The organism is Variovorax sp. W1I1 (genome assembly GCF_030815625.1).
GTDB classification, from domain to species: domain Bacteria; phylum Pseudomonadota; class Gammaproteobacteria; order Burkholderiales; family Burkholderiaceae_C; genus Variovorax; species Variovorax paradoxus_C.
On sequence record NZ_JAUSWZ010000001.1, the window covers coordinates 4596098 to 4619686 of the forward strand.

The 23589-nt window shown below is 64.7% G+C and carries 19 protein-coding genes, 1 tRNA gene and 2 pseudogenes; 8 read left to right on the top strand and 14 right to left on the bottom strand.

The genetic code is table 11. From position 1 onward, the window contains the following. Positions 1-12: 12 nt before the first annotated feature. Complete coding sequence (gene cysM / locus QFZ83_RS21575; RefSeq protein ID WP_306879986.1) at positions 13-915, bottom strand: cysteine synthase CysM; 903 nt, start codon at positions 913-915, stop codon at positions 13-15. Between the two features lie 42 nt (positions 916-957). On the opposite strand from cysM, the gene QFZ83_RS21580 reads away from it, so the two are divergent. Then, positions 958-1042 (top strand) — tRNA-Leu (locus QFZ83_RS21580). A 92-nt stretch (positions 1043-1134) separates the two neighbouring features. Next, on the top strand, positions 1135-1758 hold the full coding sequence (locus QFZ83_RS21585) for an SGNH/GDSL hydrolase family protein (RefSeq protein WP_307509923.1): 624 nt from the start codon (positions 1135-1137) through the stop codon (positions 1756-1758). Positions 1759-1855: 97 nt separating this feature from the next. Here QFZ83_RS21585 and QFZ83_RS21590 read toward each other — a convergent pair whose 3' ends face one another. Then, positions 1856-2788, bottom strand: coding sequence for an SDR family oxidoreductase (locus tag QFZ83_RS21590; RefSeq protein WP_307509925.1), 933 nt, complete (start codon positions 2786-2788; stop codon positions 1856-1858). A gap of 57 nt (positions 2789-2845) precedes the next feature. Between QFZ83_RS21590 and QFZ83_RS21595 the strand changes: the two genes are divergently transcribed. Then, on the top strand, positions 2846-3910 hold the full coding sequence (locus QFZ83_RS21595; protein ID WP_307509927.1) for a CDP-6-deoxy-delta-3,4-glucoseen reductase: 1065 nt from the start codon (positions 2846-2848) through the stop codon (positions 3908-3910). A 55-nt stretch (positions 3911-3965) separates the two neighbouring features. Beyond that, on the top strand, positions 3966-4940 hold the full coding sequence (locus QFZ83_RS21600; protein ID WP_307509929.1) for a tripartite tricarboxylate transporter substrate binding protein: 975 nt from the start codon (positions 3966-3968) through the stop codon (positions 4938-4940). Positions 4941-5045: 105 nt separating this feature from the next. Here QFZ83_RS21600 and QFZ83_RS21605 read toward each other — a convergent pair whose 3' ends face one another. The 8 genes and pseudogenes from QFZ83_RS21605 to QFZ83_RS21640 form a co-directional block, all read right to left on the bottom strand. Then, entirely contained in the window at positions 5046-5810 is a 765-nt protein-coding gene (locus QFZ83_RS21605) for an ABC transporter ATP-binding protein (RefSeq protein WP_307512786.1), read from the bottom strand. A gap of 16 nt (positions 5811-5826) precedes the next feature. Further along, complete coding sequence (locus QFZ83_RS21610; protein WP_307509931.1) at positions 5827-6609, bottom strand: ABC transporter ATP-binding protein; 783 nt, start codon at positions 6607-6609, stop codon at positions 5827-5829. 17 nt (positions 6610-6626) lie between these two features. Next, a complete protein-coding gene (locus QFZ83_RS21615; RefSeq protein ID WP_306879992.1) occupies positions 6627-7835 on the bottom strand; it encodes a branched-chain amino acid ABC transporter permease in 1209 nt (402 codons plus the stop codon). Between the two features lie 10 nt (positions 7836-7845). Next, complete coding sequence (locus QFZ83_RS21620) at positions 7846-8775, bottom strand: branched-chain amino acid ABC transporter permease (protein WP_013539848.1); 930 nt, start codon at positions 8773-8775, stop codon at positions 7846-7848. Between the two features lie 242 nt (positions 8776-9017). Beyond that, the gene (locus QFZ83_RS21625; RefSeq protein ID WP_307509933.1) at positions 9018-10310 is read right to left on the bottom strand and encodes a replication-associated recombination protein A; all 1293 of its coding nucleotides are present in this window, start codon (positions 10308-10310) and stop codon (positions 9018-9020) included. Positions 10311-10322: 12 nt separating this feature from the next. Continuing rightward, positions 10323-10955 (bottom strand): outer membrane lipoprotein chaperone LolA, encoded by a 633-nt coding sequence (lolA, locus tag QFZ83_RS21630; protein ID WP_307509937.1) that lies wholly within the window; start codon positions 10953-10955, stop codon positions 10323-10325. Positions 10956-11108: 153 nt separating this feature from the next. Beyond that, positions 11109-13532: a DNA translocase FtsK gene (locus tag QFZ83_RS21635; protein WP_307509940.1), complete on the bottom strand. Its 2424-nt coding sequence runs from the start codon at positions 13530-13532 to the stop codon at positions 11109-11111. Between the two features lie 93 nt (positions 13533-13625). Continuing rightward, a pseudogene (locus QFZ83_RS21640) lies at positions 13626-14301 on the bottom strand (Crp/Fnr family transcriptional regulator). A 181-nt stretch (positions 14302-14482) separates the two neighbouring features. Between QFZ83_RS21640 and trxB the strand changes: the two are divergent. The 3 genes from trxB (at position 14483) to rpmG (ending at position 16043) form a co-directional block, all read left to right on the top strand. Beyond that, a complete protein-coding gene (gene trxB, locus QFZ83_RS21645) occupies positions 14483-15442 on the top strand; it encodes a thioredoxin-disulfide reductase (protein WP_307512789.1) in 960 nt (319 codons plus the stop codon). A gap of 182 nt (positions 15443-15624) precedes the next feature. After that, a complete protein-coding gene (gene rpmB, locus QFZ83_RS21650) occupies positions 15625-15858 on the top strand; it encodes a 50S ribosomal protein L28 (protein WP_007830293.1) in 234 nt (77 codons plus the stop codon). 11 nt (positions 15859-15869) lie between these two features. After that, positions 15870-16043 carry a 50S ribosomal protein L33 gene (gene rpmG, locus QFZ83_RS21655; protein WP_007830291.1) on the top strand — a complete coding sequence of 58 codons (174 nt, stop codon included), beginning with the start codon at positions 15870-15872 and terminating at the stop codon, positions 16041-16043. Positions 16044-16342: 299 nt separating this feature from the next. On the opposite strand, the gene QFZ83_RS21660 is transcribed toward rpmG, so the two are convergent. Next, positions 16343-17493, bottom strand: a protein-coding gene (locus tag QFZ83_RS21660; RefSeq protein ID WP_307502085.1) for an IS3 family transposase whose coding sequence is annotated in 2 segments (ribosomal slippage) — positions 16343-17247 and positions 17247-17493 — 1152 coding nt in all. Because the reading frame shifts where the segments join, the coding sequence is not laid out codon by codon here. 66 nt (positions 17494-17559) lie between these two features. Here QFZ83_RS21660 and QFZ83_RS21665 point away from each other — a divergent pair. Further along, a pseudogene (locus tag QFZ83_RS21665) lies at positions 17560-18918 on the top strand (IS1182 family transposase); the annotation flags it as partial. Positions 18919-19056: 138 nt separating this feature from the next. Here the strand turns inward: QFZ83_RS21665 and QFZ83_RS21670 are convergent. The 3 genes from QFZ83_RS21670 to QFZ83_RS21680 all read right to left on the bottom strand — a co-directional run bounded on the left by QFZ83_RS21670 (position 19057) and on the right by QFZ83_RS21680 (position 23557). Then, the gene (locus QFZ83_RS21670) at positions 19057-20271 is read right to left on the bottom strand and encodes a fatty acid desaturase (RefSeq protein WP_307509942.1); all 1215 of its coding nucleotides are present in this window, start codon (positions 20269-20271) and stop codon (positions 19057-19059) included. A gap of 132 nt (positions 20272-20403) precedes the next feature. After that, entirely contained in the window at positions 20404-21675 is a 1272-nt protein-coding gene (locus QFZ83_RS21675; RefSeq protein ID WP_307509943.1) for an RsmB/NOP family class I SAM-dependent RNA methyltransferase, read from the bottom strand. A 28-nt stretch (positions 21676-21703) separates the two neighbouring features. Then, positions 21704-23557: a M48 family metallopeptidase gene (locus tag QFZ83_RS21680; RefSeq protein ID WP_307509946.1), complete on the bottom strand. Its 1854-nt coding sequence runs from the start codon at positions 23555-23557 to the stop codon at positions 21704-21706. Between the last annotated feature and the right edge of the window lie 32 nt (positions 23558-23589).

Sequence of the window (23589 nt, forward strand, 5' to 3'; positions counted from 1 at the left end):
TCTGTTATTGATTTATGCGGGAAAGACGCCGGTCGACAAGTACCTGTCGCCTCGGTCGCACACCACGAACACGATGGTGGCGTTCTCGACCTTCTTGGCGACCTCGAGCGCCGCCCACAACGCGCCGGCCGCCGAGATGCCGCCGAAGATGCCCTCTTCACGCGCAAGGCGCCGGCACATTTCCTCGGCGTCGTCCTGGCTCACGCTGATTTCTTCATCGACGCGGCTCGGGTCGTAGATCTTCGGCAGGTATTCGGTGGGCCACTTGCGGATGCCCGGGATGCGCGAGCCTTCGGCCGGTTGCGCGCCGATGATGCGCACCGCAGGGTTCTTTTCCTTCAGGAAGCGCGAGACGCCGGTGATGGTGCCCGTGGTGCCCATGGCGCTCACGAAGTGCGTGATCTTGCCCTTGGTGTCGGCCCAGATCTCGGGGCCTGTCGTCTCGTAGTGGATGCGCGGGTTGTCGGGGTTGGCGAACTGGTCGAGCACCCGGCCCTTGCCTTGGGCGACCATCTGCTCGGCGAGGTCGCGGGCGTATTCCATGCCGCCGCTCTTGGGCGTGAGCACCAGCTCGGCGCCGAAAGCCTTCATGGTCTGGGCGCGTTCGACGGAGAGGTCCTCCGGCATGATCAGCACCATGCGGTAGCCCTTGATGGCCGCGGCCATCGCGAGCGCGATGCCGGTGTTGCCAGAAGTGGCTTCGATCAGCGTGTCGCCGGGCTTGATTTCGCCGCGCTCCTCGGCGCGCTTGATCATCGAGAGCGCTGGCCGGTCCTTGACCGATCCCGCGGGATTGTTGCCTTCGAGCTTGCCGAGGATCACGTTGCCGCGCTTGGCGTTTTCGGCTGCATCGATGCGTTGCAGGGCGACCAGCGGGGTCTTGCCAATGGCATCTTCGATCGTCGGATAATTCATGGCAGCCACTGTGCCATAATTTTGGGCTTCGTTCAGAACCCTGCCCGGGTGGTGAAATTGGTAGACGCAGGGGACTCAAAATCCCCCACCGAAAGGTGTGCCGGTTCGATTCCGGCCCCGGGCACCATCGATACCTTGCTGTCGATATGGGAAAAAAGGGCTTTCCCCTCATCGTCGAGAGGCACACTGAACGCCATGCTAAATCGCTCGCGTCGCACCGTGCGCCCTCTCCCCGTTCTTCTCTGGCTGGCCCTGGCACTTGGTGCCGCACCCGCTATTGCAGCGCCCGATTGCACCGTTGCCCTGTGGGGCGACTCGATCCTCTATGGCGGGTTCGGCGCCTCGACAACGAACCGCATCAAGGAACCGCCGGCTGCCGCGCTCAAGCGCATTCGCCCCGCCTGGACGATTGCCGACTACAGCTCGCCGGGCGACAGCGCCCACAAGCGCCTGCCGACCTTCGTGCTGCAACCGATGCCGGCGCGCGTCGTGGTGCTGCAATACGGCATCAACGATGCCGGCAACGGCTACCAGTACGAGCCGGCCTTGCGCGGGATGGTCGACTACGTCCAGGCGGCCGGCAAGACATCGATCGTCACCGGTCTCTCGCAAGTAAAGGCCGACCGCCTGCCGCTGCGCGAGGGTTACGACGCCACGGCGCGCCGCGTGGCCCAGGAAGAAGGCGTGTTGTTTGCCGACTGGGGTGCAGCGCGCTTCGACGCCGCCGACATGGTGGACGACATCCATCCGCAACAACCGTACAGCACACGCCTCGTGGAGCGGCTCGTGCTGGCGCTCGACCAGGTCGCGCCCGAGTGCGCGTCTCCTGCCAAACGGAGTTAGCCAGTTAAATCGGCCACGGTGACCTGCGCATCACGCCTGCCGTTGCGGCACCGGCGTCCGCTAGCCGCGACGCCACCTTGCGCATGGCACCGCGTTGTCAGCCGTCCTCGCGCAGGCCGGTGTGCACCGTCGGATGCGCGAGCCGCACGCGCAACTCGCGCTTGAGCCGCGTGTTGTCGAGCCGGCGCGATTCGCCCATGAAGCTCAGCAACTGCAGCGGCAACTGGCGCTCGGCTTCCTCGCGCGCCACCCGCGGCGGGCGGGGCATGCCGTAGAGATCGGCCGCGAGATCGAAATAATCGCCCATCCGCAGCTCGGTGTCGTCCGACGCATGGACGATGCGCTGCGGCCGCCCCCGGAACAGCGACGCGATGCAGGCGCGCGCGAGGTCGTCGGCATGGATGTGGCTCGTGTAGACGTCATCCTCCTGGCGCAACACCGGCGTACCGCGCTGCAGGCGCGCGCGGGGCGTGCCGTTCTCGCGGTCCGGCGCGTAGATGCCCGGAATGCGCAGGATGCTGGCGCGCACGCCGGCACTGCGGCCAAGCCAGCGCACGGCGCGCTCGGCGTCCACGCGCCGGCGGGAGCGTGGCGTGTCGGGCCGCACGGCGCGGGTTTCGCTCACGCGGGCGCCGCCGCAATCGCCGTACACGCCGCTGGTCGACCCGTAGACGAGGGCCAGAGGCACCGAGCGCAGCCTCAATGCGCGCGCCAGAGCCGTGGTGCGCTGGTCGCGCCACCAGGCGGCGCCGCCATCGCGCGCGGGCGGCGCGAGGTGCAGCACCCGCGTCGCGATGCCGGCCAGCCGGCGCAGCGTGGCCGGCTCGTCCAGGTTGCCCACCAGCGGGCGGATTCCCGCTTCGCGCAACGCGGCGACCCGCTCCGCCGAAGACGTGAGCGCCACCAGCTGCATGCGCCCGCGCAGGTCGCGCGCCACGCGCTGGCCGACGTCGCCGCAACCGACGACGAGGAGGCGCTCGCGCCGGAACCGCGCCGGCAGCGCGCCGGAGGGGCTATTGATTGAAGGCAAAATCCTGTTCCCTTTCCGATTCAGACCCAGGCTGAAAAAACAAGCCGAAGAATACAGATGACTGCTGCACCGCCGCACGAAGCCGGTTTTTCCATCACCGTCGAACCCAGCGGCCGCCATTTCACGGTCCATGGCGACGAAACCATCCTGGCAGCCGGCATCCGCCAAGGCATCGGCCTCCCCTATGGCTGCAAGGACGGCGCCTGCGGCTCCTGCAAGTGCAAGAAGCTCTCGGGCGAGGTCACCCTCGGCCCGCACCAGAGCAAGGCCCTGAGCGCCGAGGAGCAGCTCGCGGGCTACGTGCTGACCTGCTGCGCGCATGCCACGAGCGACGTGGTGCTCGAATCGCGCCAGGTCACCGAAGCCGGTGCGCTCCCGATCCGCAAGATGCCGGTGCGGGTGCTGGCCCTCACCCGGCAATCGCACGACGTGATGATGCTGCGCCTGCAGTTGCCGGCCGGCGAGCCGCTGCAGTTTCATGCGGGGCAGTACGTGGAATTCGTCCTGCGCGACGGCGCGCGCCGCAGCTACTCGATGGCCAACGCGCCCCACACGCTGAGCCAGCCGGGAACGGGCATCGAACTGCATCTGCGGCACCTGCCGGGCGGCAAGTTCACCGACCATGTGTTCGGCGTCATGAAGGAAAAGGAAATCCTGCGCATCGAAGGTCCCTTCGGCAGCTTCTTCCTGCGCGAGGACTCCGACAAGCCGATGATCCTGCTGGCCTCGGGCACCGGCTTTGCGCCGATCAAGGCGCTGCTGGAGCACATGAAGTTCAAGGGCATCGACCGGCCCGCCACGCTCTACTGGGGCGGCCGCCGGCCCGAAGACCTCTATATGGACGAATGGGTGCGCGGTCAACTGACCGAGATGCCCAACCTGCGCTACGTGCCCGTGATCTCCAATGCCACGCCCGACGACAACTGGACCGGCCGCACCGGCTTCGTCCACCAGGCGGTGCTGGAAGACTTCGCCGACCTCTCGGGCCACCAGGTCTACGCCTGCGGCGCGCCCATCGTGGTCGACTCGGCCAAGCGCGACTACGTGGCGCTCGCGGGCCTGCCCGAAGAAGAATTCTTTGCCGACGCGTTCACCACCGAGGCCGACAAGGCCATGCCCTGATTTCCCGACACCTGATCTCCCGCCCCTCGATTTCCCATCCGCAGACGACAAAAAAATGAAGACGAGACGCTTCCTCCTCACCCTGCTCGCAGGCGCCGCCACCCTCGCCGCGGGACACGCCACGGCCCAGCAGCAGCGCCCCATCCGCCTGGTCGTGCCTTATGCCGCGGGCGGCCCCATCGACGTCACCGCGCGCATGCTGGCCGAGCGCGTCAAGGACACCCTCGGCACAGTCATCGTCGACAACAAGCCCGGCGCGGGCGGCAACATCGGTGCCGACATCGTGGCCAAGGCGCCGCCGGACGGCCTCACCATCGGCATCGCGGCCACCGCCACCAATGCGGTCAACCCGTGGCTCTACAGCAAGATCCCGTTCAACGCCGCCACCGACTTCGCACCGATCACGCAAATGGTCCGCGTACCCAACGTGCTGGTGATGAACGCCGACACCGCGAAACGCCTGAACATCAATTCGGTGTCCGACCTCATCCGCTATGCCAAGGCCAACCCCGCCAAGCTCAACTACGGCAGCGGCGGCAACGGCAGCGCCGGGCACCTGGCGGGCGAGCTGTTCAAGAAGGAAGCGGGCATCTTCGCGGTGCACATTCCGTACAACGGTGGCAACCCGGCGCAGCTGGCGCTAATCTCGGGCCAGGTCGATTTCAACTTCGACAACCTCGCGACCGCCGCGCCGAACATCCGCTCGGGCAAGCTGAAGGCGATTGCGGTGACGACGCTGCAACGCAGCAGCGCGCTGCCCGAGGTGCCGCCGGTGGCCGACACGATCAAGGGCTTCTCGATCGACACCTGGTGGGGCCTGGTCGCGCCGGCCGGCACGCCGCCCGACACGGTCGTGAAGCTGAACCAGGCCTTCGTCGCCGCGCTGAATGCGCCGGAAACGAAGACCCGCTTCGCATCGCTGCTGGCCGAACCGGTGGGCAACTCGCCGGATCAGTTCGGCGCTTTCATGAAGACCGAACTGGTCAAGTACGAGAAGGTCGTGAAAGCGACCGGCGCAAAGGTCGACTGAATCGAACGTTCCGGCTGAGCCCGTCGAAGCCTTGGCGCTTCGACAAGCTCAGCGTGAACGGATTTTTCTGCTCAAGCGCAAGCGGCCATCAAGGGCCGCCGCCGGTTATTCGCCCAGGTAAGCGGCGCGAACGCGCGGATCGCGCAGCAGTTCCTTGGCGTCGCCGTCCATCGTGATGAGCCCCGACTCCATCACATAGCCGCGGTCGGCCAGTTGCAGCGCGCGATTCGCGTTCTGCTCCACCAGCAGGATCGTCACGCCCTGCGCGGCCACCGTCTGCACCACCTCGAAGATCTTGTCGCACATGATCGGCGACAGGCCCATGGTGGGTTCATCGAGCAGCAGCACCTTGGGGCGCGCCATCAGCGCGCGGCCCATGGCGAGCATCTGCTGTTCGCCGCCCGACATCGTGCCGGCGAGCTGGTCCTTGCGTTCGCGAAGTCGCGGGAAGGTGACGAACACGCGTTCCATGTCGCTCGCGATGCCGGCCTTGTCGCTGCGGATGTAGGCGCCGATCTGCAGGTTCTCGGTGATCGTCATGCGCGTGAAGACACCGCGGCCTTCGGGCACCATCACGAGGCCTTCGCCCACGAGGTCCCAGGCGCCGCGGCCCTTGATGCTGCGGCCGAGGAATTCGATGTTGCCCGCGCCCGCGGGCAGCGTGCCGGTGATGGCCTTCATGGTGGTCGTCTTGCCGGCGCCGTTGGAGCCGATCAGCGAGACCAGCTCGCCCTCGCGCACCTCGAAGTCCACGCCCTTGACGGCCTGGATGCCGCCGTAGCCGACCTTCAGGCCGCTGACCTTGAGCAGCGTCTTGCCAGCGGCCTTGGCCTCGACCGCCGTGGCGCGGGTTGCTTCTTCGCTCGTCATCGTTGCTTCGGTCATTTCAGTGGCCTCCCGTTCCGAGGTAGGCCTCGATCACTTTTTCGTTCTTCTGCACGTCGTAAGGGGTGCCCTCGGCGATCTGCTTGCCGTAGTCGAGCACGGTCACGCGATCGCACAGGCCCATGATGAGCTTGACGTCGTGTTCGATGATCAGGATGGTGCGGTCGTCCTTGCGGATGCGGTCGATCAGCTCGCGCAGCAGCACTTTTTCGGTCGAGTTCATGCCGGCGGCGGGTTCGTCCAGCGCGATGAGCTGCGGGTCGGTGGCCAGCGCGCGGGCAATCTCGAGGCGCCGCTGGTCGCCGTAGCTCAGCGTGCGCGCCTTGTAGTCGGCGAACTTGCCGATGCCCACGTAGTCGAGCAACTCGTGCGCGCGGTCGGCGATAGCCTTTTCCTCGGCCTTGAAGCTGCCGGTGCGCAGCATCGCGCCGAACACGCCCGAGTGGGTGCGGATGTGGCGGCCGACCATCACGTTCTCGAGCGCCGTCATTTCGGCGAAGAGGCGGATGTTCTGGAAGGTGCGCGCAATGCCGGCCTTGGCCACTTCGTGCACGGCCGTCGGCTGGTAGGGCTTGCCGGCCAGCTCGAAGGTGCCGCTGTCGGGCGTGTAGAGCCCGGTGATCACGTTGAAGAAGGTGGTCTTGCCGGCGCCGTTCGGGCCGATCAGGCCATAGACCTGGCCGCGCTTGATGGTGATGCCGACGTCGGAAAGCGCCTGCAAGCCGCCGAAGCGCTTGGAGATGCCGCGAACGTCGAGGATGGTGTCAGTTGTGGTGGTCGTCATGTCTGTTTCTCCTCGGCTCACGGATTGATCGACATGGGACGCTCGGCACCGCCGGGCAATTCGTCGGCTGGGCTATCGATGCCCGGTGCGTGGGTCTGCAGCGAGCCGGGAGCGACCGCCGCATGGGCCGGGTCGACCGGCACGCCGCCCTTCCTGGTCAGCGTCTTGCCGTGCTCGGGCGACGGCCAGAGGCCGCGCGGGCGCATCAGCATGATGACGATCATGGCGAGCGCGATGAAGAGCTGGCGCAGGATGGATGCATCCAGGCGGCCGTCGGTCAGCGACTGCAGCGGGCCGGCCACGTAGCGCAGCACTTCGGGCAAAGCAGCCAGCAGCACCGCGCCGAGGATGACGCCGGGCAGGTGCCCGATGCCGCCGAGCACGACCATGGCCACGATCATCACCGACTCCATCAGGCTGAAGGACTCGGGCGACACGAAGCCTTGGAAGGCCGCGAACATCGCACCCGAAACGCCGCCGAAGCTCGCGCCCATGCCGAACGCCAGCAGCTTCATGTTGCGGGTGTTGATGCCCATCGCCTTGGCGGCGATCTCGTCTTCGCGAATGGCCATCCAGGCGCGGCCGATACGCGAGACCTGCAGGCGGTGCGAAATGATGATGGTGGCGATCACGAGCGCCAGGAACAGGTAGTAGTACAGCGACACCGAGGAGATGGTGAAGCCGTCGAACTTCCAGGCCTTGCCGAGGTCGAGGCCCCAGAACTTGATGGAGTCGATGGCCGTGATGCCCTTGGGACCGTTGGTGATGTTCACCGGCTGGTCCAGGTTGTTCAGGAACACGCGGATGATTTCGCCGAAGCCGAGCGTCACGATGGCGAGGTAGTCGCCGCGCAACTTGAGCGTAGGCGCACCCAGCAGCACGCCGAGACAACCGGCCACCACCAGCGCCAGCGGGACCACGATCAGCAGCGAGGTATGCAGCCCGTTCGGGAACATCTGGGCGAACCAGGGGAAGGTCTCGGTCAGGTGCGACGAGCCCATCAACGCATAGAGGTAGGCCCCCACTGCGAAGAAGGCCACGTAGCCCAGGTCGAGCAGGCCGGCATAGCCGACCACGATGTTGAGGCCGAGCGCCAGCAGCACGTAGAGCAAGGCGATGTCGGCAATGCGCACCCAGGCGTTGCCCTGCATCTGCAGCAGCAGGGGCAGCGCGAGCACCGCGATGGCGCCGATGACATAGAGAGCGAGGTTTTTGCTGTTCTTCATGTCTCGCTCCTTAGGCACGGTCCGCCACGCGTTCGCCGAGCAGGCCGGACGGTCGCAGGGTGAGCATGACGATCAGCACGATGAACGCGAAGATGTCGCTGTAGTTGCTGCCCAGCACGCCACCCGTGAGGGTGCCGATGTAGCCGGAGCCGATGGCCTCGATGAGGCCCAGCAGGATGCCGCCGACCACCGCGCCGGCGAGGTTGCCGATGCCGCCGAAGACGGCTGCGGTGAAGGCCTTGAGGCCAGGCAGGAAACCCATCGCGTGCTGAGCGATGCCGTAGTTCGATGCGTACATCACACCGGCAATGGCCGCGAGCACGGCGCCGATGATGAAGGTGGCCGAAATGACCATGTCGGGGCGGATGCCCATGAGCGCGGCGACGCGCGGGTTCTCCGCGGTGGCGCGCATCGCACGGCCGAGCTTCGTGTAATTGACCAGCCACATCAGCACCACGAGCGAGAACGCCGTGACGCTCAGGATCATGACCTGCGTGGGCGAGATCACGGCACCGCCCACGTGGATGGGGTCGGTGGGCAAGAGGTTCGGGTAGGCCTTGTTGGTCGGCTTCCAGATGATCATCGCCAGCGTCTGCAGCAGGATCGACATGCCGATGGCGGTGATGAGCGGCGCGAGCTTGGGGCTGTTGCGAAGCGGCCGGTAGGCCACCTTCTCGATCACGAAATTGAGCGTGGCCGCAACGATGCAGGCAATGATCAATGCAATGAGAAGAACGAGCCAGCCCGGTGTGTTGGGCATGCCGTCCTTCATGAGTCCGATGATGGTCCAGCTTGTGAGAGCCCCCACCATCAGCACTTCTCCGTGCGCGAAATTGATGAGGTTGATGATGCCGTACACCATGGTGTAGCCCAAGGCTATCAAGGCATACATGCTGCCGAGAACCAGACCGTTGATGATCTGCTGCAGCAATATTTCCATAACGCGATTTCCTATGTGTTGCACCGTTGCGGGGTGCCATTCACCCACCGTGGCACCGGTTTGGCGCCCTTGGCTGGACAAGCAAAAAACCAGCCAGCATGTGTCGCAGGCGGATTTGTGGGCGGGATTGTAAGCAAGCACCAGCGCTGATTTGGTGCGCGGCGACCGGGGTTTACCCGCTCACGCCATGCTGTATGGGCGTAAGTTCATGCACGGCGTGGCAGAGCAGCTGCCAGAGGGCGTCAGCCGTCTTTTTCGGTGTTCAGGCGGCGCAGTTCGCGCAGTTTTTCGCCGATGCGGATCTCGAGGCCGCGCTCCACGGGCTCGTAGAAAACCTGGCCCTCGAGCCCCTCGGGAAGGTAGTTCTCACCGGCGGCGAAACCGCCCTCCTCGTCGTGCGCGTAACGGTAGCCCTTGCCGTAGTCGAGCTCTTTCATGAGCTTGGTGGGCGCATTGCGCAGGTGCATCGGCACCGGGCGCGTGCTGTCCTTCTTGATGAGGGCGCGCACCGCGTTGTAGGCCTTGTAGACCGCGTTCGACTTGGGTGCGATCGCCAGGTACACCACGCATTCCGCGAGCGCGAGTTCGCCCTCTGGCGTGCCCAGCCGCTCGTAGACCTCGGCCGCATCGAGCGCCAGGCGCAGCGCGCGCGGGTCGGCCAGGCCGATGTCTTCGCTCGCCATGCGCACGAGACGGCGCGCCATGTAGCGCGGATCGGCACCGCCGTCGAGCATGCGCACGAACCAGTAGAGCGCGGCATCGGGATCGCTGCCGCGCACCGACTTGTGCAGCGCGCTGATGGTGTCGTAGAACTGCTCGCCGCCCTTGTCGTAGCGCCGCATGCGCTCGCCGAGCACGCGCAACAGCCATTCGTCGCTGATGCTCTCCAGCTTCTCGGCGCGAGCGGCAACGGCCAGCGTTTCGAGCGTGTTGAGCAGGCGGCGTGCATCGCCATCGGCATAGGCGACAAGACGATCGATGGCCGTCTCGTCGATGGCCGGGACCGCCTGGATCGACTGCGCCTTGGCGACGATCTGCTTGAGGTCGCCCTCTGTAAGGGGCTGCAGCACGTACACCGCGGCCCGCGACAGCAAGGCCGAGTTGACCTCGAACGAGGGGTTCTCGGTGGTCGCGCCGATGAAGGTAAAGAGTCCCGATTCGACGTGCGGCAGGAACGCGTCCTGCTGACTCTTGTTGAAGCGATGCACCTCGTCCACGAAGACGATGGTGCGCCGCTGCTCCAGTCCGTCGCGCGCGGCCGTGGCGCGCTCGACGGCCTCGCGGATGTCCTTCACGCCGCCCAGCACCGCGCTGATGCTGAGGAACTGCGCATCGAAGGCATCTGCCATCAAGCGCGCGATGGTGGTCTTGCCGGTGCCCGGCGGCCCCCAGAGGATGCAGGAATGCGGCTGGCCCGATTCGAAGGCGATGCGCAGCGACATGCCCGGGCCGAGCAAGTGCTGCTGGCCAATCACTTCGCCGAGCGTCTTCGGGCGAAGACGCTCGGCAAGGGGTTGGTGGGAACTGGTGGCCAAACCTGTGGGGGGTTACTGCTTGACGACATCGGCGCCTGCAGGCGCCTTGAAGTCGAACACGCTGGCCGGAAGCGCAGGATTCACTTCGACCTTGCTGAACTTGAGCACCGAGCGCTGGCCGAAGCTGTCGAGAATTTCGAGCGCCGCCAATGCATCGCCCTGGAAGCCGACCAGCACGCTTTGCAGTTGGCCGTCCTTGTTCTTCGGTATGGCCTTGACCCATTCGAGGCCGTCGCGCTCCGGCGCGGCTTCGAGCGCGAAGTCGGCTTGAAGCGCACGCAGGTCTGGAGCCGCGGCAATCAGCGCGGCGGGCGTGGAGCCGAGTGCCTGCGCCTGGGCTCGCTGCGTGACCTGGTTCAGGTCGGCGTCGTAGAGCCACAGCGTCTTGCCGTCGGCCACGATGCTCTGGGCAAAGGGCTTGCGGTAATCGAATTTGAATTTGCCGGGGCGCTGGAATTCGAAGGTACCGGTCGACGTCTTCACGCGGCCGGGCTGGCCTTCGCGCGAGGGCGCGGTCACGGTCTGGGTGAATTCGGCGCGGCCGGACTTGACCGTCTTCACGAAGGTCTCGAGGCTTTCAAGACCCCCGGCCCAGGCGTTGGCGGAGCAGAGAAGGCCGATCAACAGCCAATGACGCAATTTCAATTTGGATTCCTCGAATAGCTATGGCACGGAGCTTCAGCCTACGCGCCGCGAATTGCGGCAGTTGTAGGCGTGCATGAAGATTTGCAATTCCAATCGGCGCTTCTGCAAATTGGCTTTCAGCACGTAACCAATTGAGAACTCAACGCCCGCGAATTACTCCGCGGCGCGCGCCGGCACCAGGATCTCGCGCTGGCCGCTGCCACTCATGGCGCTGACCAAGCCTGCCTTTTCCATGTCTTCGACGAGGCGCGCGGCGCGGTTGTAGCCGATCTTCAGGTGGCGCTGCACCAGCGAAATGCTGGCCTTGCGGTTCTTGAGCACGACCTCGACTGCCTGGTCGTACATCGGATCTTTTTCGGCATCGCCGCCGCCGAGCAGGTCGCCGTCACCGTCGCCGTCGACAGTGCCGCCTTCGAGCACCCCTTCGATGTAGTCGGGCTCCCCCTGGCTCTTGAGGTAAGCCACCACGCGGTGCACTTCCTCGTCGCTCACGAAGGCGCCGTGCACGCGGATCGGCAAGCCGCTGCCGCTGGCCATGTAGAGCATGTCGCCCATGCCGAGCAGCGCCTCGGCGCCCATCTGGTCGAGGATGGTGCGGCTGTCGATCTTGGAGCCCACCGAGAACGCGATGCGCGTGGGGATGTTGGCCTTGATGAGGCCGGTGATCACGTCCACGCTGGGCCGCTGCGTGGCCAGAATGAGGTGGATGCCGGCTGCGCGCGCCTTCTGCGCGAGGCGGGCAATAAGCTCCTCGATCTTCTTGCCGACCACCATCATCAGGTCGGCCAGCTCGTCGATGATCACCACGATGTGCGGCTCGCGCTTGAGCGGCTCCGGATCGTCAGGCGTGAGGCTGAAGGGGTTGTAGATGAACTCCTCGCGCGCCTTGGCTTCGTCGATCTTGGTGTTGTAGCCGGCCAGGTTGCGCACGCCGAGCTTGCTCATGAGCTTGTAGCGGCGCTCCATCTCGGCCACGCACCAGTTCAGGCCGTGCGCGGCCTGACGCATGTCGGTGACCACGGGCGCCAGCAGATGCGGAATGCCTTCGTAGACCGACATTTCGAGCATCTTCGGGTCGATCATCAAGAGCCGGACGTCGCGCGCCTCGGCCTTGTAGAGCAGCGAAAGAATCATCGCGTTGATGCCCACCGATTTGCCCGAGCCGGTGGTGCCGGCCACCAGCACGTGCGGCATCTTCGCGAGGTCGGCCACCACGGGGTTGCCGATGATGTCCTTGCCGAGGCCCATGGTGAGCATCGACTTGCCTTCGTTGTAGATCTGCGAGCCCAGGATTTCGCTGAGCTTGATCGACTGGCGCTTGGCGTTCGGCAACTCGAGCGCCATGTAGTTCTTGCCCGGGATGGTCTCGACCACGCGGATCGACACCAGCGAGAGCGAACGCGCGAGGTCCTTGGCGAGGCCCAGGATCTGCGAGCCCTTGACGCCGGTGGCGGGCTCGATTTCGTAGCGCGTGATCACCGGGCCCGGTGAGGCGAGCACCACGCGCACCTCGACGCCGAAGTCCTTGAGCTTCTTCTCGATCATGCGCGAGGTCATCTCGAGGGTGTCGGCGGAAACGGTTTCCTGGCGCACGAGCGCCGCGTCGAGCAGGTCGACCTGCGGCAGCTTGCTGTCGGGGAGTTCCTTGAAGAGCGGCTTCTGGCGCTCCTTGACGACGCGATCGCTTCGGGGCACTTCGGTCATCGCGGGCTCGATCTGGACCGGCGGCGACGGCGGACGGCGTTTGGGACGCGGTTCGACGAGGATCTCTTCGTCGTCGGGGAAATCGGTTGTCATGGCGGGCCCACTGCCCTTGCCGCCTGGCTCGTCGCGCGTGAACGAAGGCTCCTCAGCTTCGGCGCGCTCGCGGGCGGCCTGCTTGCCCATGGCGATGTCGGCGGCCATTTCACGCTTTTCACGGCGCGACTCGAAGAGCGAATAGGCGCGTGCACCGATGCGCTCGGCAATCAGGCTCCACGAGAAACGGAAGACCAGCGCCGAGCCGATCACGCCGCCCGCGATGGCGACCAGCGCTGAGCCGGTGAAGCCCATCCATCGCACGCTGGCCGGTCCCACGAGATAGCCGAGCGCACCGCCGCCCGAACCCGGCAGGTGCGATTCGAGCCGGTACAGGCGCGACCATTCGAGCATGGTGCTCGCGCACAGCAGCAGGATGAGGCCGAACCAGAACGCGAGGCGGCTGCGATTGAAGCGGCCGCGAGGCGGCTGCTCGGCCGGTGCGGCTTCACCGCCGCGCAGCCAGTTGGCCAGCGAAGACAGCCAGGCACGCAGGCCGGCTGCGAGGCACCACCAGACGGAATAGCCGGCCGCGTAGTAGCTGCCATCGGCCAGCCAGGCGCCGATGCGGCCGCCCCAGTTCTTGATTTCGCCACCGGTGCCGGAGGTCGACCAGGCGGCGTCGGAGGGCGTGAAGCTCAGCATTGCGAGCAGCCAGAACAACAGCGCAGCGAATCCGGCAATCAGCGTGATCTCGTGGGCGAAGCGCATGGCGCGCACGCGCACGGGTTGCCCATCGGCGGCGGAAGAAGATTGAAGCGTATTGAGCGAATAGGTCATGAAAAACACGGCACCCGGCCCTGAAATCGGAGGCCGGACGCCCGAACACTACAACAAAAGGCCGGCGCCGCCAGAGGCGCCCGGCCCGGAGGCTCAGGTGAGCGTCAGCAGCCGTTCCTTGACGATCATCGCGCCGTCGTCCAAGGTTTGAACGAAGCCGCGCTCTTCCAGGTCCTTCATCACGCGGCTCACCATTTCGCGCGAGGCGCCGACCATCTTTGCCAGGTCTTGGCGGGAAATCTTGTCGCGCACTTTGAGATTACCGGCGCCGTCGTCGACGGCGAATTCGAGCAGCGAGCGGGCCACGCGGCCGTACACATCCATCAGGGCCAACGACTCGATCTTCCGGTCGGCGTGGCGCAGGCGCTGCAACCAGGCCGCGCATGATGTTGTAGGCCATCGAGGAGTTCTCGGGCAAGCAGCGCGCAAACGCATCGCGGCCCAGCATGAGGACGTCGCACTGGATCTCCGTGCGTACCGTGGCCGAGTGCGGCTCGTCGTCGATCAGGCTCATTTCGCCGAGGTAATCGCCGGGGTGCAGCGTGGCCAGAATGACCTCGCGGCCCCGGCTGTCGGCGCTGGTCACGCGGGCACGGCCGGTGAGGATGATGTAGAGCGCATCGGACTTCTTGCCCTGCTCCACGACGACTTCGGCACGCTTGAAGCGCTTCTTGATGATCGCGTCCGCGATGCTTGCGGACTGCGTGGCCGTCAACGACGCGAACAAAGGAACGCGCCGAAGCAATTCAAGGTTGGACAGCATCGACATTTATCAATCCCTGAGACAGCGCGCGGAGTTGGTCCAGAAGGCAAGCCAATGGATTACTACAATCGCGCGCATTGAAAACACCGTGCACCCGGTGTTGAACCGGGCGGTGATACTCCATATATATCGCTACCACCCTGAAAATGTACACGCTGATGCAGCGTATATCCTAGGCTTTCCATCCATGTCCGCTCCCCAACACGCCAAGGTTTTGATTCTCGGCTCCGGCCCTGCCGGCTATACCGCAGCCGTTTATGCAGCTCGCGCAAATCTTCAGCCCTTGCTCATCACAGGCATTGCCCAGGGCGGGCAATTGATGACCACCACCGAGGTCGACAATTGGCCGGCCGACGTGCATGGCGTGCAGGGCCCGGAGCTGATGCAGCGCTTTCTCGAGCATGCCGAACGGTTCAAGACGCAGATCGTTTTCGATCACATCAACAAGGTCGACCTGAGCAAGCGCCCGTTCACCCTGACCGGTGACAGCGGCACCTACACCTGCGATTCGCTGATCATCGCAACGGGCGCATCCGCCAAATACCTGGGCCTCGATTCCGAAGAGAAGTTCATGGGCCGCGGCGTCTCCGCTTGCGCAACCTGCGACGGCTTTTTCTACCGCGAGCAGGAAGTCTGCGTGATCGGCGGCGGCAACACCGCTGTCGAGGAAGCGCTGTACCTGGCCAACATTGCGAACAAGGTCACGCTGGTACACCGCCGCGACAAGTTCCGCGCAGAGCCGATCCTGATCGACAAGGTCAAGGAAAAGGTCGCCGAGGGCAAGATCGTGCTGAAGCTGCACAACGAGCTCGACGAGGTGCTGGGCGACGGCACGGGTGTGACCGGCATCCGCATCAAGAACACACAGACCGGCGAGATTGAGCAGATCGATCTCAAGGGCTGCTTCATCGCCATCGGGCACCACCCCAACACCGATATCTTCCAGGGCCAACTGGAGATGAAGGACAACTACATCCTGACCCGTTCGGGCCTGCAGGGCTTTGCGACGATGACCAGCATTCCGGGCGTCTTCGCCGCGGGCGACGTGCAGGACAACGTGTACCGCCAAGCCATCACAAGCGCAGGTACGGGCTGCATGGCCGCGCTGGACGCTCAGCGGTTCCTTGAGCAGGACGGCACGCTCTAAATCCGGGGCAGCCCAAAAGGGCTATAATCCAAGGCTTTGCCGAAACGGAGCCCTCTCACGGGGGCTTAAAGCATTCAGGCAAAGTCGGGGTACCGCCACCCGTTTCTGGCGAGGTCAAGCTGCAAAACACCTGCGATCGCCACGATTGCGCCGGTGCCAGCTGTTCAAGAAAGAGTGTCCACATGGCACGCGTATGCGACGTAACGGGCAAAGGCCCGATGGTCGGAAACAACGTTTCCCACGCCAACAACAAAACCAAGCGCCGGTTCCTGCCGAACCTGCAATACCGCCGTTTCTGGGTCGAGACTGAAAACCGCTGGGTTCGCCTGCGCGTTTCGAGCGCTGCACTGCGCCTGATCGACAAGAACGGTATCGACGCCGTGCTCGCAGACCTGCGCGCACGCGGCCAAGCTTAAGGAGCTGAATCATGGCAACGAGCAAAGGCGGACGCGAAAAGATCAAGCTGGAATCCACCGCGGGTACCGGCCACTTCTACACGACCAGCAAGAACAAGAAGACGATGCCTGAAAAGATGTCGATCATGAAGTTCGACCCGAAGGCGCGCAAGCACGTCGAATACAAGGAAATCAAGCTGAAGTAATTCAGCTCTGGTTTTCCAAACAAAAACCCGCTGCTTACCCAGCGGGTTTTTTGTTGCCTGTCGCTCTGATGCTTGCTTGATAGTGGGCATAAAAAAACCGGCCCTCACAGGCTGTGTAAATAGTCTGCATTGAGTCCGCGAGATATGCCCCTCAGGCGTTTGTCTGAGGGGCATTTTTCATTGGAGGCTGACCAATGGGACATCGACACGGGCAGCACCGAGGGCAAGCAATGCTGTTTCCTCTGATGCTCGATGAACTGGTGGGGCGGGACGCGTTGGTTTGAATCGCCCCGGATTCCCTAGACACTTTTGAGCCGTTGGAAATGGCGTCGCTCGAACTCTACGGGCGACAGGTCGCCAGCGGTGTTGTGGCGACGCCTGGGGTTATAGAACATCTCGATGTAGTTGAAGACATCTGCCCTGGCCTCATCGCGCGTCGAATAGATTTGTCGGCGAATGCGCTCTCGCTTGAGTAACTGGAAGAAGCTCTCTGCGACTGCGTTGTCATGGCAGTTGCCGCGCCGGCTCATGCTGCTCACCAGGTTGTGATCGCGCAGGAAGCTTTGCCAGTCATGGCTGGTGAACTGGCTGCCTTGGTCGGAATGCACGGTGACCGTCGCTTTGGGTTGGCGCCGCCACAAAGCCATCAACAAAGCATTGAGGGCCAATTCAGTATCGATGCGGTGCCCCATGGACCAGCCGATGACATGGCGCGAGAACAAGTCGATCACCACGCTCAGATACAGCCAGCCCTCGTGGGTACGGATGTAGGTGATGTCCGTGACCCAGGACTGGTTGGGCTCGCTGACTATGAAGCGTCGCTGCAGATGATTGGGGGCGACCACGGCAGGCTTGCCACCACGACTTCCAGGCCGTCGGCGGTAGCCCGTCTGGGAGCGCAGCCCCTCGAGCTTGAGCAGGCGAGCCACGCGATGCTTGCCGCATGTCTCGCCCAGATCGCGCATGTCCATGGTCAGCTTGCGGTAGCCATAGACGCCTCCACTCTCCAGCCAGGCGTGCTTGAGAAGGCCCAGCAGACGTTGATCGTCCTTGCCACGAAAACTCATCGGCTCGATCTTCCAGGCGTAGTAGCCGCTGGGGTGAACGGCCATGACCTTGCACAGCCTGCGAACGCTGTGCTCGCCTTCATGGCGCTCGATGAATGCGTACTTCACCCGGACTGCTTGGCAAAGTACGCTGCGGCCTTTTTTAGGATGTCGCGCTCCTCGGTCACACGCTTGAGCTCGGCCTTCAGCCGCCGCAGTTCGTCTGTCTGCGACACCTGCGCCTGCCGATCACCGGTGGGCATGCGCTGGGCCTTGATCCATTGATAAAGACTGTGCTGACTCACGCCCAGCCGGGCCGACACATCGGCCACCTTGTGGCCGCGCTCGGTGATCTGCTTGACCGCTTCGGCCTTGAATTCTTCGGGATATCTCTGCTTACTCATGGCACCTCCTATTGGGCCTCAGGTTTGAGGCTCAGAGGTGTCTAGAAAACCCGGGGCGATTCAGTTCGAGTGGTGGACGCTTGGGTGCAGGCGCTGGATTTGAAGGCACTGGGCTTTGCCAAGGCGCAAACGCAGCGCCTGGGTACACCGCCCTACGACCCGGGCGATCTGCTGCGGCTGTACATCTGGGGCTACCTGAGCGCGATCCGCTCCTCGCGGGCACTGGAGCGCGAGTGCCATCGCAACGTGGAGTGCATGTGGCTGCTGGGGCGCCTGGCACCGGATCACAAGACGATCGCCGAGTTCAGGCGCCAGAACACGGCTGCCTTGGTGGCCAGCTGCGCGGCGTTCGTGCAGTTCGCGCGCCAGAGCCGGCTGATCCGGGGCAGCACGGTGGCCATCGATGGCACGAAGGTGCAGGCGGTGGCCTCGCGCAAGGCGGTGGTGGGCCAGCGCGAGCTGGCGGCCCAGGCGCAGCGCAACGCGCAGGAGATTGCCGCCTACCTGCGGCTGCTGGACAGCCAGGACAGCGACGATGACCAAGGCGGCGAAGGGCCTGGCGGCGGCCCTGGCGCGCCAGATGAAGTGCGCGCCGCCCTCAAGCGCCTGAAGGCCCAGGGCCGAGCCATTGCCAACGAGGCGCAGCAGCTCATGCGCAGCGGCGCGAGCACCGTGGTGCGTGGCGAGCCCGAGGCACGTCCGATGCGCAGTCTGAACAGCCAGCCGGGCTACAACCTGCAAACGGCGGTGGAGACGCAAAGCCACCTGATCGTGGCCCATGAGGTGGTCTGCGAGGTGAGCGATCAGCGCCAGTTGCAGCCCATGGCCGAGGCGGCCAGCAGGGTCCTGGAGCAGCCCTGCACGGTGGTGGCCGACGCGGGCTATGCCAATGGGCAGCAGATCGCGGCGCTGCAGGCCCAAGGCATCACCAGTTACGTGGCGGTCAACCGTTCGGTGAACAACCAAGGCGATGGAAGCCTGTACCAGCCAAGTGCCTTCGTCTATGACGCAACCAGCGACAGCTTCACCTGCCCGGCGGGCCAGTTGCTCCAACGCAAGCAGCTCTCGCGCAAAAACAAGATGGTGATCTATGCCGCGCAGCAAAGCGACTGCGCCGACTGCCAGCGCAAGGCCCAGTGCACCACGGCCAAGCAGCGCTTCGTCTCGCGCCACCTGTACGAAGAGGCATTGCAGGCCAATGCGAGCAGATTGGCCGCGCAGCCCTGGATGATGGCGCTCAGGCGCCAGACGGTGGAACACCCCTTCGCCAGCATCAAGCACCTGATTCTGGGCAATGCCCGGCTGCTGATGAGGCACACGAGCGGAGCGCGCGCCGAGTTCAGCCTGGCAGTGATGGCCTACAACCTCAAGCGGGTGTTCAACATGAAGGGCGCCGCCTGGATGCACCAGGCGCTGCGGGGCTGAGGCCCTTCGCGCATTTGCTCGCCCAATGAAAAATGCCCCGCTATCGCGGGGCATCTCGACTCAAGCGGCCAGCAGACTATTTACACAGCCTGCTCAGGCCGGTTTTTAATGGGGGATGGGGATGCTGCGCTAGTTAGTTCAAGTGCGAGCAGAACGCAGGCGCGTAGAGAACTCGCGCAGACCAGCAATACCACTCGCTTCCGCACGGTGGCACCAAGCAGCAAGGTCGGCTGCCAGTTGCTCGCGCGATTGCGAGGTGTTCAGCCAGAGTTGGCGCAACTCTTCGCGCATCGTCACCATCTTGTCGAGCGCCGGATGGGCTGCGCGAGCCTGCACGATATGCGTGCGAGCCGACGCGGGCACCTTGTCATCGTCACGGTGCAGCCAACGCTTGGCCGCCTTGAGCACCGACAGGTCAGCACCCTTGGTCTTCAATTGAGCCAGTTCTTCACTGGTAGCGCGGCGCATTTCGCGGGCATAGCCCGCCATGACTTCGTAGCGATTGGCGATGACAGCTTCGAGCGTCTTCTCGTTGGCCACGGGCTGGATATCGCCCATCTGCATCTTCGGCGGCACCTTCTTGACCTTGGCCCAGCCGATGACCTGCATCGCCTGGATGTAGATCCAGCCGATGTCGAATTCGTACTTCTTGACCGAGAACTTGGCCGATGTCGGGTAGGTGTGGTGGTTGTTGTGCAACTCTTCGCCACCAATGATCAGACCCCAGGGCATGATGTTGCGGCTGGCATCGGGTGCCTCGAAGTTGCGGTAACCCCAATAGTGGCCGATGCCGTTGATGATGCCGGCGGCGGTAATCGGGATCCAGAGCATCTGGACTGCCCACACGGCCATGCCGAGCGTACCGAACAGCGCCAGGTTGATCACCAGCATCAGGCCCACGCCTTGCCAGCTGTAGCGCGAATAGAGGTTGCGTTCGATCCAGTCATCGGGCGTGCCGTGGCCGTAGCGATCGATCGTGTCCTTGTTCTTCGATTCCTTGCGATACAGCTCCGCGCCGCGCCAGAGCACTTCGTCGATGCCCTTGACCTGCGGGCTGTGCGGGTCTTCCTGGGTTTCACACTTGGCGTGGTGCTTGCGGTGAATGGCGACCCATTCCTTGGTCACCATGCCGGTGCCGAGCCACAGCCAGAAGCGAAAGAAATGCGAGGGGATCGGGCCCAGATCCATGGCCCGGTGCGTTTGCGTGCGGTGCAGGAAGATCGTGACCGCGGCAATCGTGATGTGCGTGGTGACGAGCGTGTACAGCACGACTTGCCACCATGTGAGGTCCCACAAGCCGTGTCCGAGCCATTGGATGGCCGCATTCAGAACGGCAGAGTCAGGAAGCAACATTGAGTCAGGTACTCCATAGCCACACGAAGGTGCAGCCTTAAGCTAACCCGCGATTTTAAAGGGGCCGGCCCAAAACAAGGCCGTTTACCCTTCAAGAAAATCGCTGATTAACCCTAGTTTGGAGTCCCGCCCCTATTTGCGGTTCCATACGGCCGCGAAGAAACCGTCGGTCGAATGGCGATGCGGCCACAGGCGCAGATAGCGCCTGCCGTCCGCCCCACCAGCGCAAAGTGCCTCGAAACCCTCCACTTTGAGGCCCTCCAGCAGTTCCGCGGCGTCCACGGGCTCGAAATCGGGATTCGCGGCGCCAAAAGCCTCGGCGATGGCCTCGTTTTCTTCCGGCAGCACGCTGCAGGTGGCATAAACCAGCCGCCCGCCCGACTTCACAAGCCGGGCCGCGCTTTGCAGGATGGCGGTCTGCTTGACCGTCAACTCCTCCACCGATTTGGGCGATTGGCGCCATTTCAGGTCCGGATTGCGCCGCAGCGTCCCGAGCCCCGAGCACGGCGCGTCGACCAGCACCCGGTCGATCTTGCCTGCCAGTCGCTTGATCCGGTCGTCCCGTTCATGAGCGATGGCAGCCGGGTGAACGTTCGACAGCTTGCTGCGCGCCAGCCGTGGCTTGAGCGCATCGAGCCGGTGCGCCGAGGTATCGAAGGCATAGAGACGCCCTGTATTCCGCATCGTGGCACCGATGGCCAGGGTCTTGCCCCCCGCGCCGGCACAGAAATCGACCACCATCTCGCCGCGCTTGGCGTCCAGCAGCAACGCGAGCAGTTGCGAGCCCTCGTCCTGCACCTCGACAGCGCCGCGAGCGAACGCGTCCAGCTTGGTCAGAGCCGGCTTGCCTTCGATGCGCAAACCCCACGGCGAGAACGGAGTCACTTCAGATTTGATAGCAGCCTTCGCAAGCTCCGCCTTCACCTCCGCGCGCTTGTCGGTCAGTGCGTTCACACGCAGATCGAGCGGCGCCGGCTGCTGCAGGCTTTCGACCAGCGGCCAGAACCCATCACCGAGCTGGGCCTTGAGCGGCGCCACCAGCCACTCGGGCAGGTTGTGGCGATGGCGCTCCAGCAGGTCTTCCGGCTTGACTGCATCGCAGTTGTCGAGCCAGCGCTTCTCGGTGTCGTTGAGCGCGCTCTTCAGAAAATCGCGTGGCCCGTGAAAGCCGAGGATCGCCATGCGGCGCTCCTTCGACCCACTGCCCGAAGGCGAGAGGTGGTCAAACAGCAGCTTCTTGCGAAGCACGGTGTAGACGGTTTCGGCCAGCGTGGCGCGCTCGCGCGGGCCGAACTCGCGGTGGTCGCGAAAGAAGCGGGAAACGACCTGGTCGGCCGGGTGATCGAATTTCAGGACAAGGCCCACCAGATCGGCGGTGGCCTCCAACAGGGCTTTGGGGTGCATCCCCCGATTGTCTCAGGCGCCCGCTGTGCTACGCCTCGCGCGTCCAGACCGCCCCGAAAGCATGCTGCTCGATGTCCGCCAGCGTGGGCGAATACCCAGCCCAGAGCACCAGCGCGGCGCCCGGCAGCGTCAGCGTCTGTTCCAGCTGACGACACAGCTGCCAGCGGTCGTCGTCGTCCAGCCCCGGCAGTTCGACGAACACGATATAGGCGCGGCGCCACGGGAATTCGCGCAGGTTCTTGCGCACCAGCCAAGCCCGCGACACGGGCAGGCAGCGAACTAAATCTGCCTTCAATTCACCCAGTTCGTGGTCGTTCAGGTCGTGCCGTCCGATCTGGCTGAAGAATGGGGTCTCGGTGATTTCCTCCCAGGCGCGCGCCTCGGCCTCCTCCGCCTCCTTGAGCCTGCCACGCCACAGCTTCAGTGCCTCCTCGTCGTGAGGTCCGGCGTCGGGGTCTTCCAGCGAAGCGACAGCGCTCTTGGCGGCCCACCAGCGGCTGGCGGCGCCCGACTGGTGCAGCCGCTCGAGCACCGCGAGCCGGCCGGCGCGGTCGCTCACGGGCAGCATCTGGACCAGCCCGCGCAAAGCACCCGGGTGCTCCGGCGCAATGCGCAGCGCGCTCTCGTAGCGCACGCGCACCGGCGCCGCCGGATCGAGCCGGCGCTCGGAATCGGCCCACTCGACCATCTCGTCGGGCGTGTTGCGCTCGCCCCGTGCCGCCAGCACCGTGATGCGCTCGCGGATGCGCGCGCGGTGCGCGTGGTGCTGCTTCCAGTCGCTGGCGTGGGCGCGGCGCCACTGATTGTCGAAATGCCCGATCCATTTCGCGCTGTCGGCCAGCAGATCGAGCGCCGGCCGCTCCGACCACGGCGGCAGGACCGCCTTTTGACCCAGCGATTCCAGCCGGTCGCGCAGCACCGGGTGCGTGTCGTCCAGATCGCTGACGCGGCGCATCGCCTCGCGCAACGCCTGGCGGGCGAAATCGTCGCTGGGCGGCACGTGCGCTAACTTGCGCAGGGCGGCAAAGGGCCCCGGGGCCTGCGGTTCCAGTTCGGCGCGAGCCCAGTGCGCGGGCCAGAACTCGTTGGCGTACCAGTCGCCCTTGATCGCGATTTCGGTCAGCGCGGCAGCCGCCACCGCGGTGCCCAGCAGCCGGCCCGAGATGCGGTCGGCCTCGTACTCGTCCTGCCGTGCCAGCGCGAACGTCTTCGCCGCGAAGCGCGGGAAGTACCAGCGGAAAAACGCGTGCGACACCAGCGCCATCACGCCTTCGTCGCTCTGCAGGCTCGCGTCCAGCTTGAGCCAGGAAAGCCGCGTGCGATAGATCCAGGCACTCAGCTTGCCGTGGTTGCCACGCAAGTGGCCGTACTCATGCGCCAACACCGACAGCAGCCGCTGCCGGTTCAGCATCATCAAAAGAGGCAAGCCGATGCTGAGCGAGTTGACCGCTCCGCCGAACAGCCCGAAGCGCGGTACCTGGCGAATGCTGGCGTTGAAATCGTCGTCCAGGTAGACGCGGTGGACCGGCGGGCCCTTGATCTTGCTGCGGATGCGGTCCAGCGCCTCGAAGAGCGCCGGCGCATCCTCCCGCAAGAGTTCCTTGCCCTCCGGCTCGTCGAAGCGCACCCAGAGTGCACGCACCGTGGCCCAGAGCAGCCCCAGCGCAAAGACCAGCAGCCAGCCGCGCGACACGCTGAAGCGCTCGCGCCCGAGCGACAAAACCACCCAGGCGATGATGCCCACCGAGAGCCCGAGGCAGCCCAGCACCCAGAGATAGCCGAGTGCGGCAAACGCCGCCACGCCGCGCCGGTAACGCGCGCTGTTGTCGGCACTGGCATGCTCGCTCAGTCGAACCAGGTGAACAAAATCCGCGCGATCCATTCGACTCCCGTCAAATCAAGCACCGACCGTTT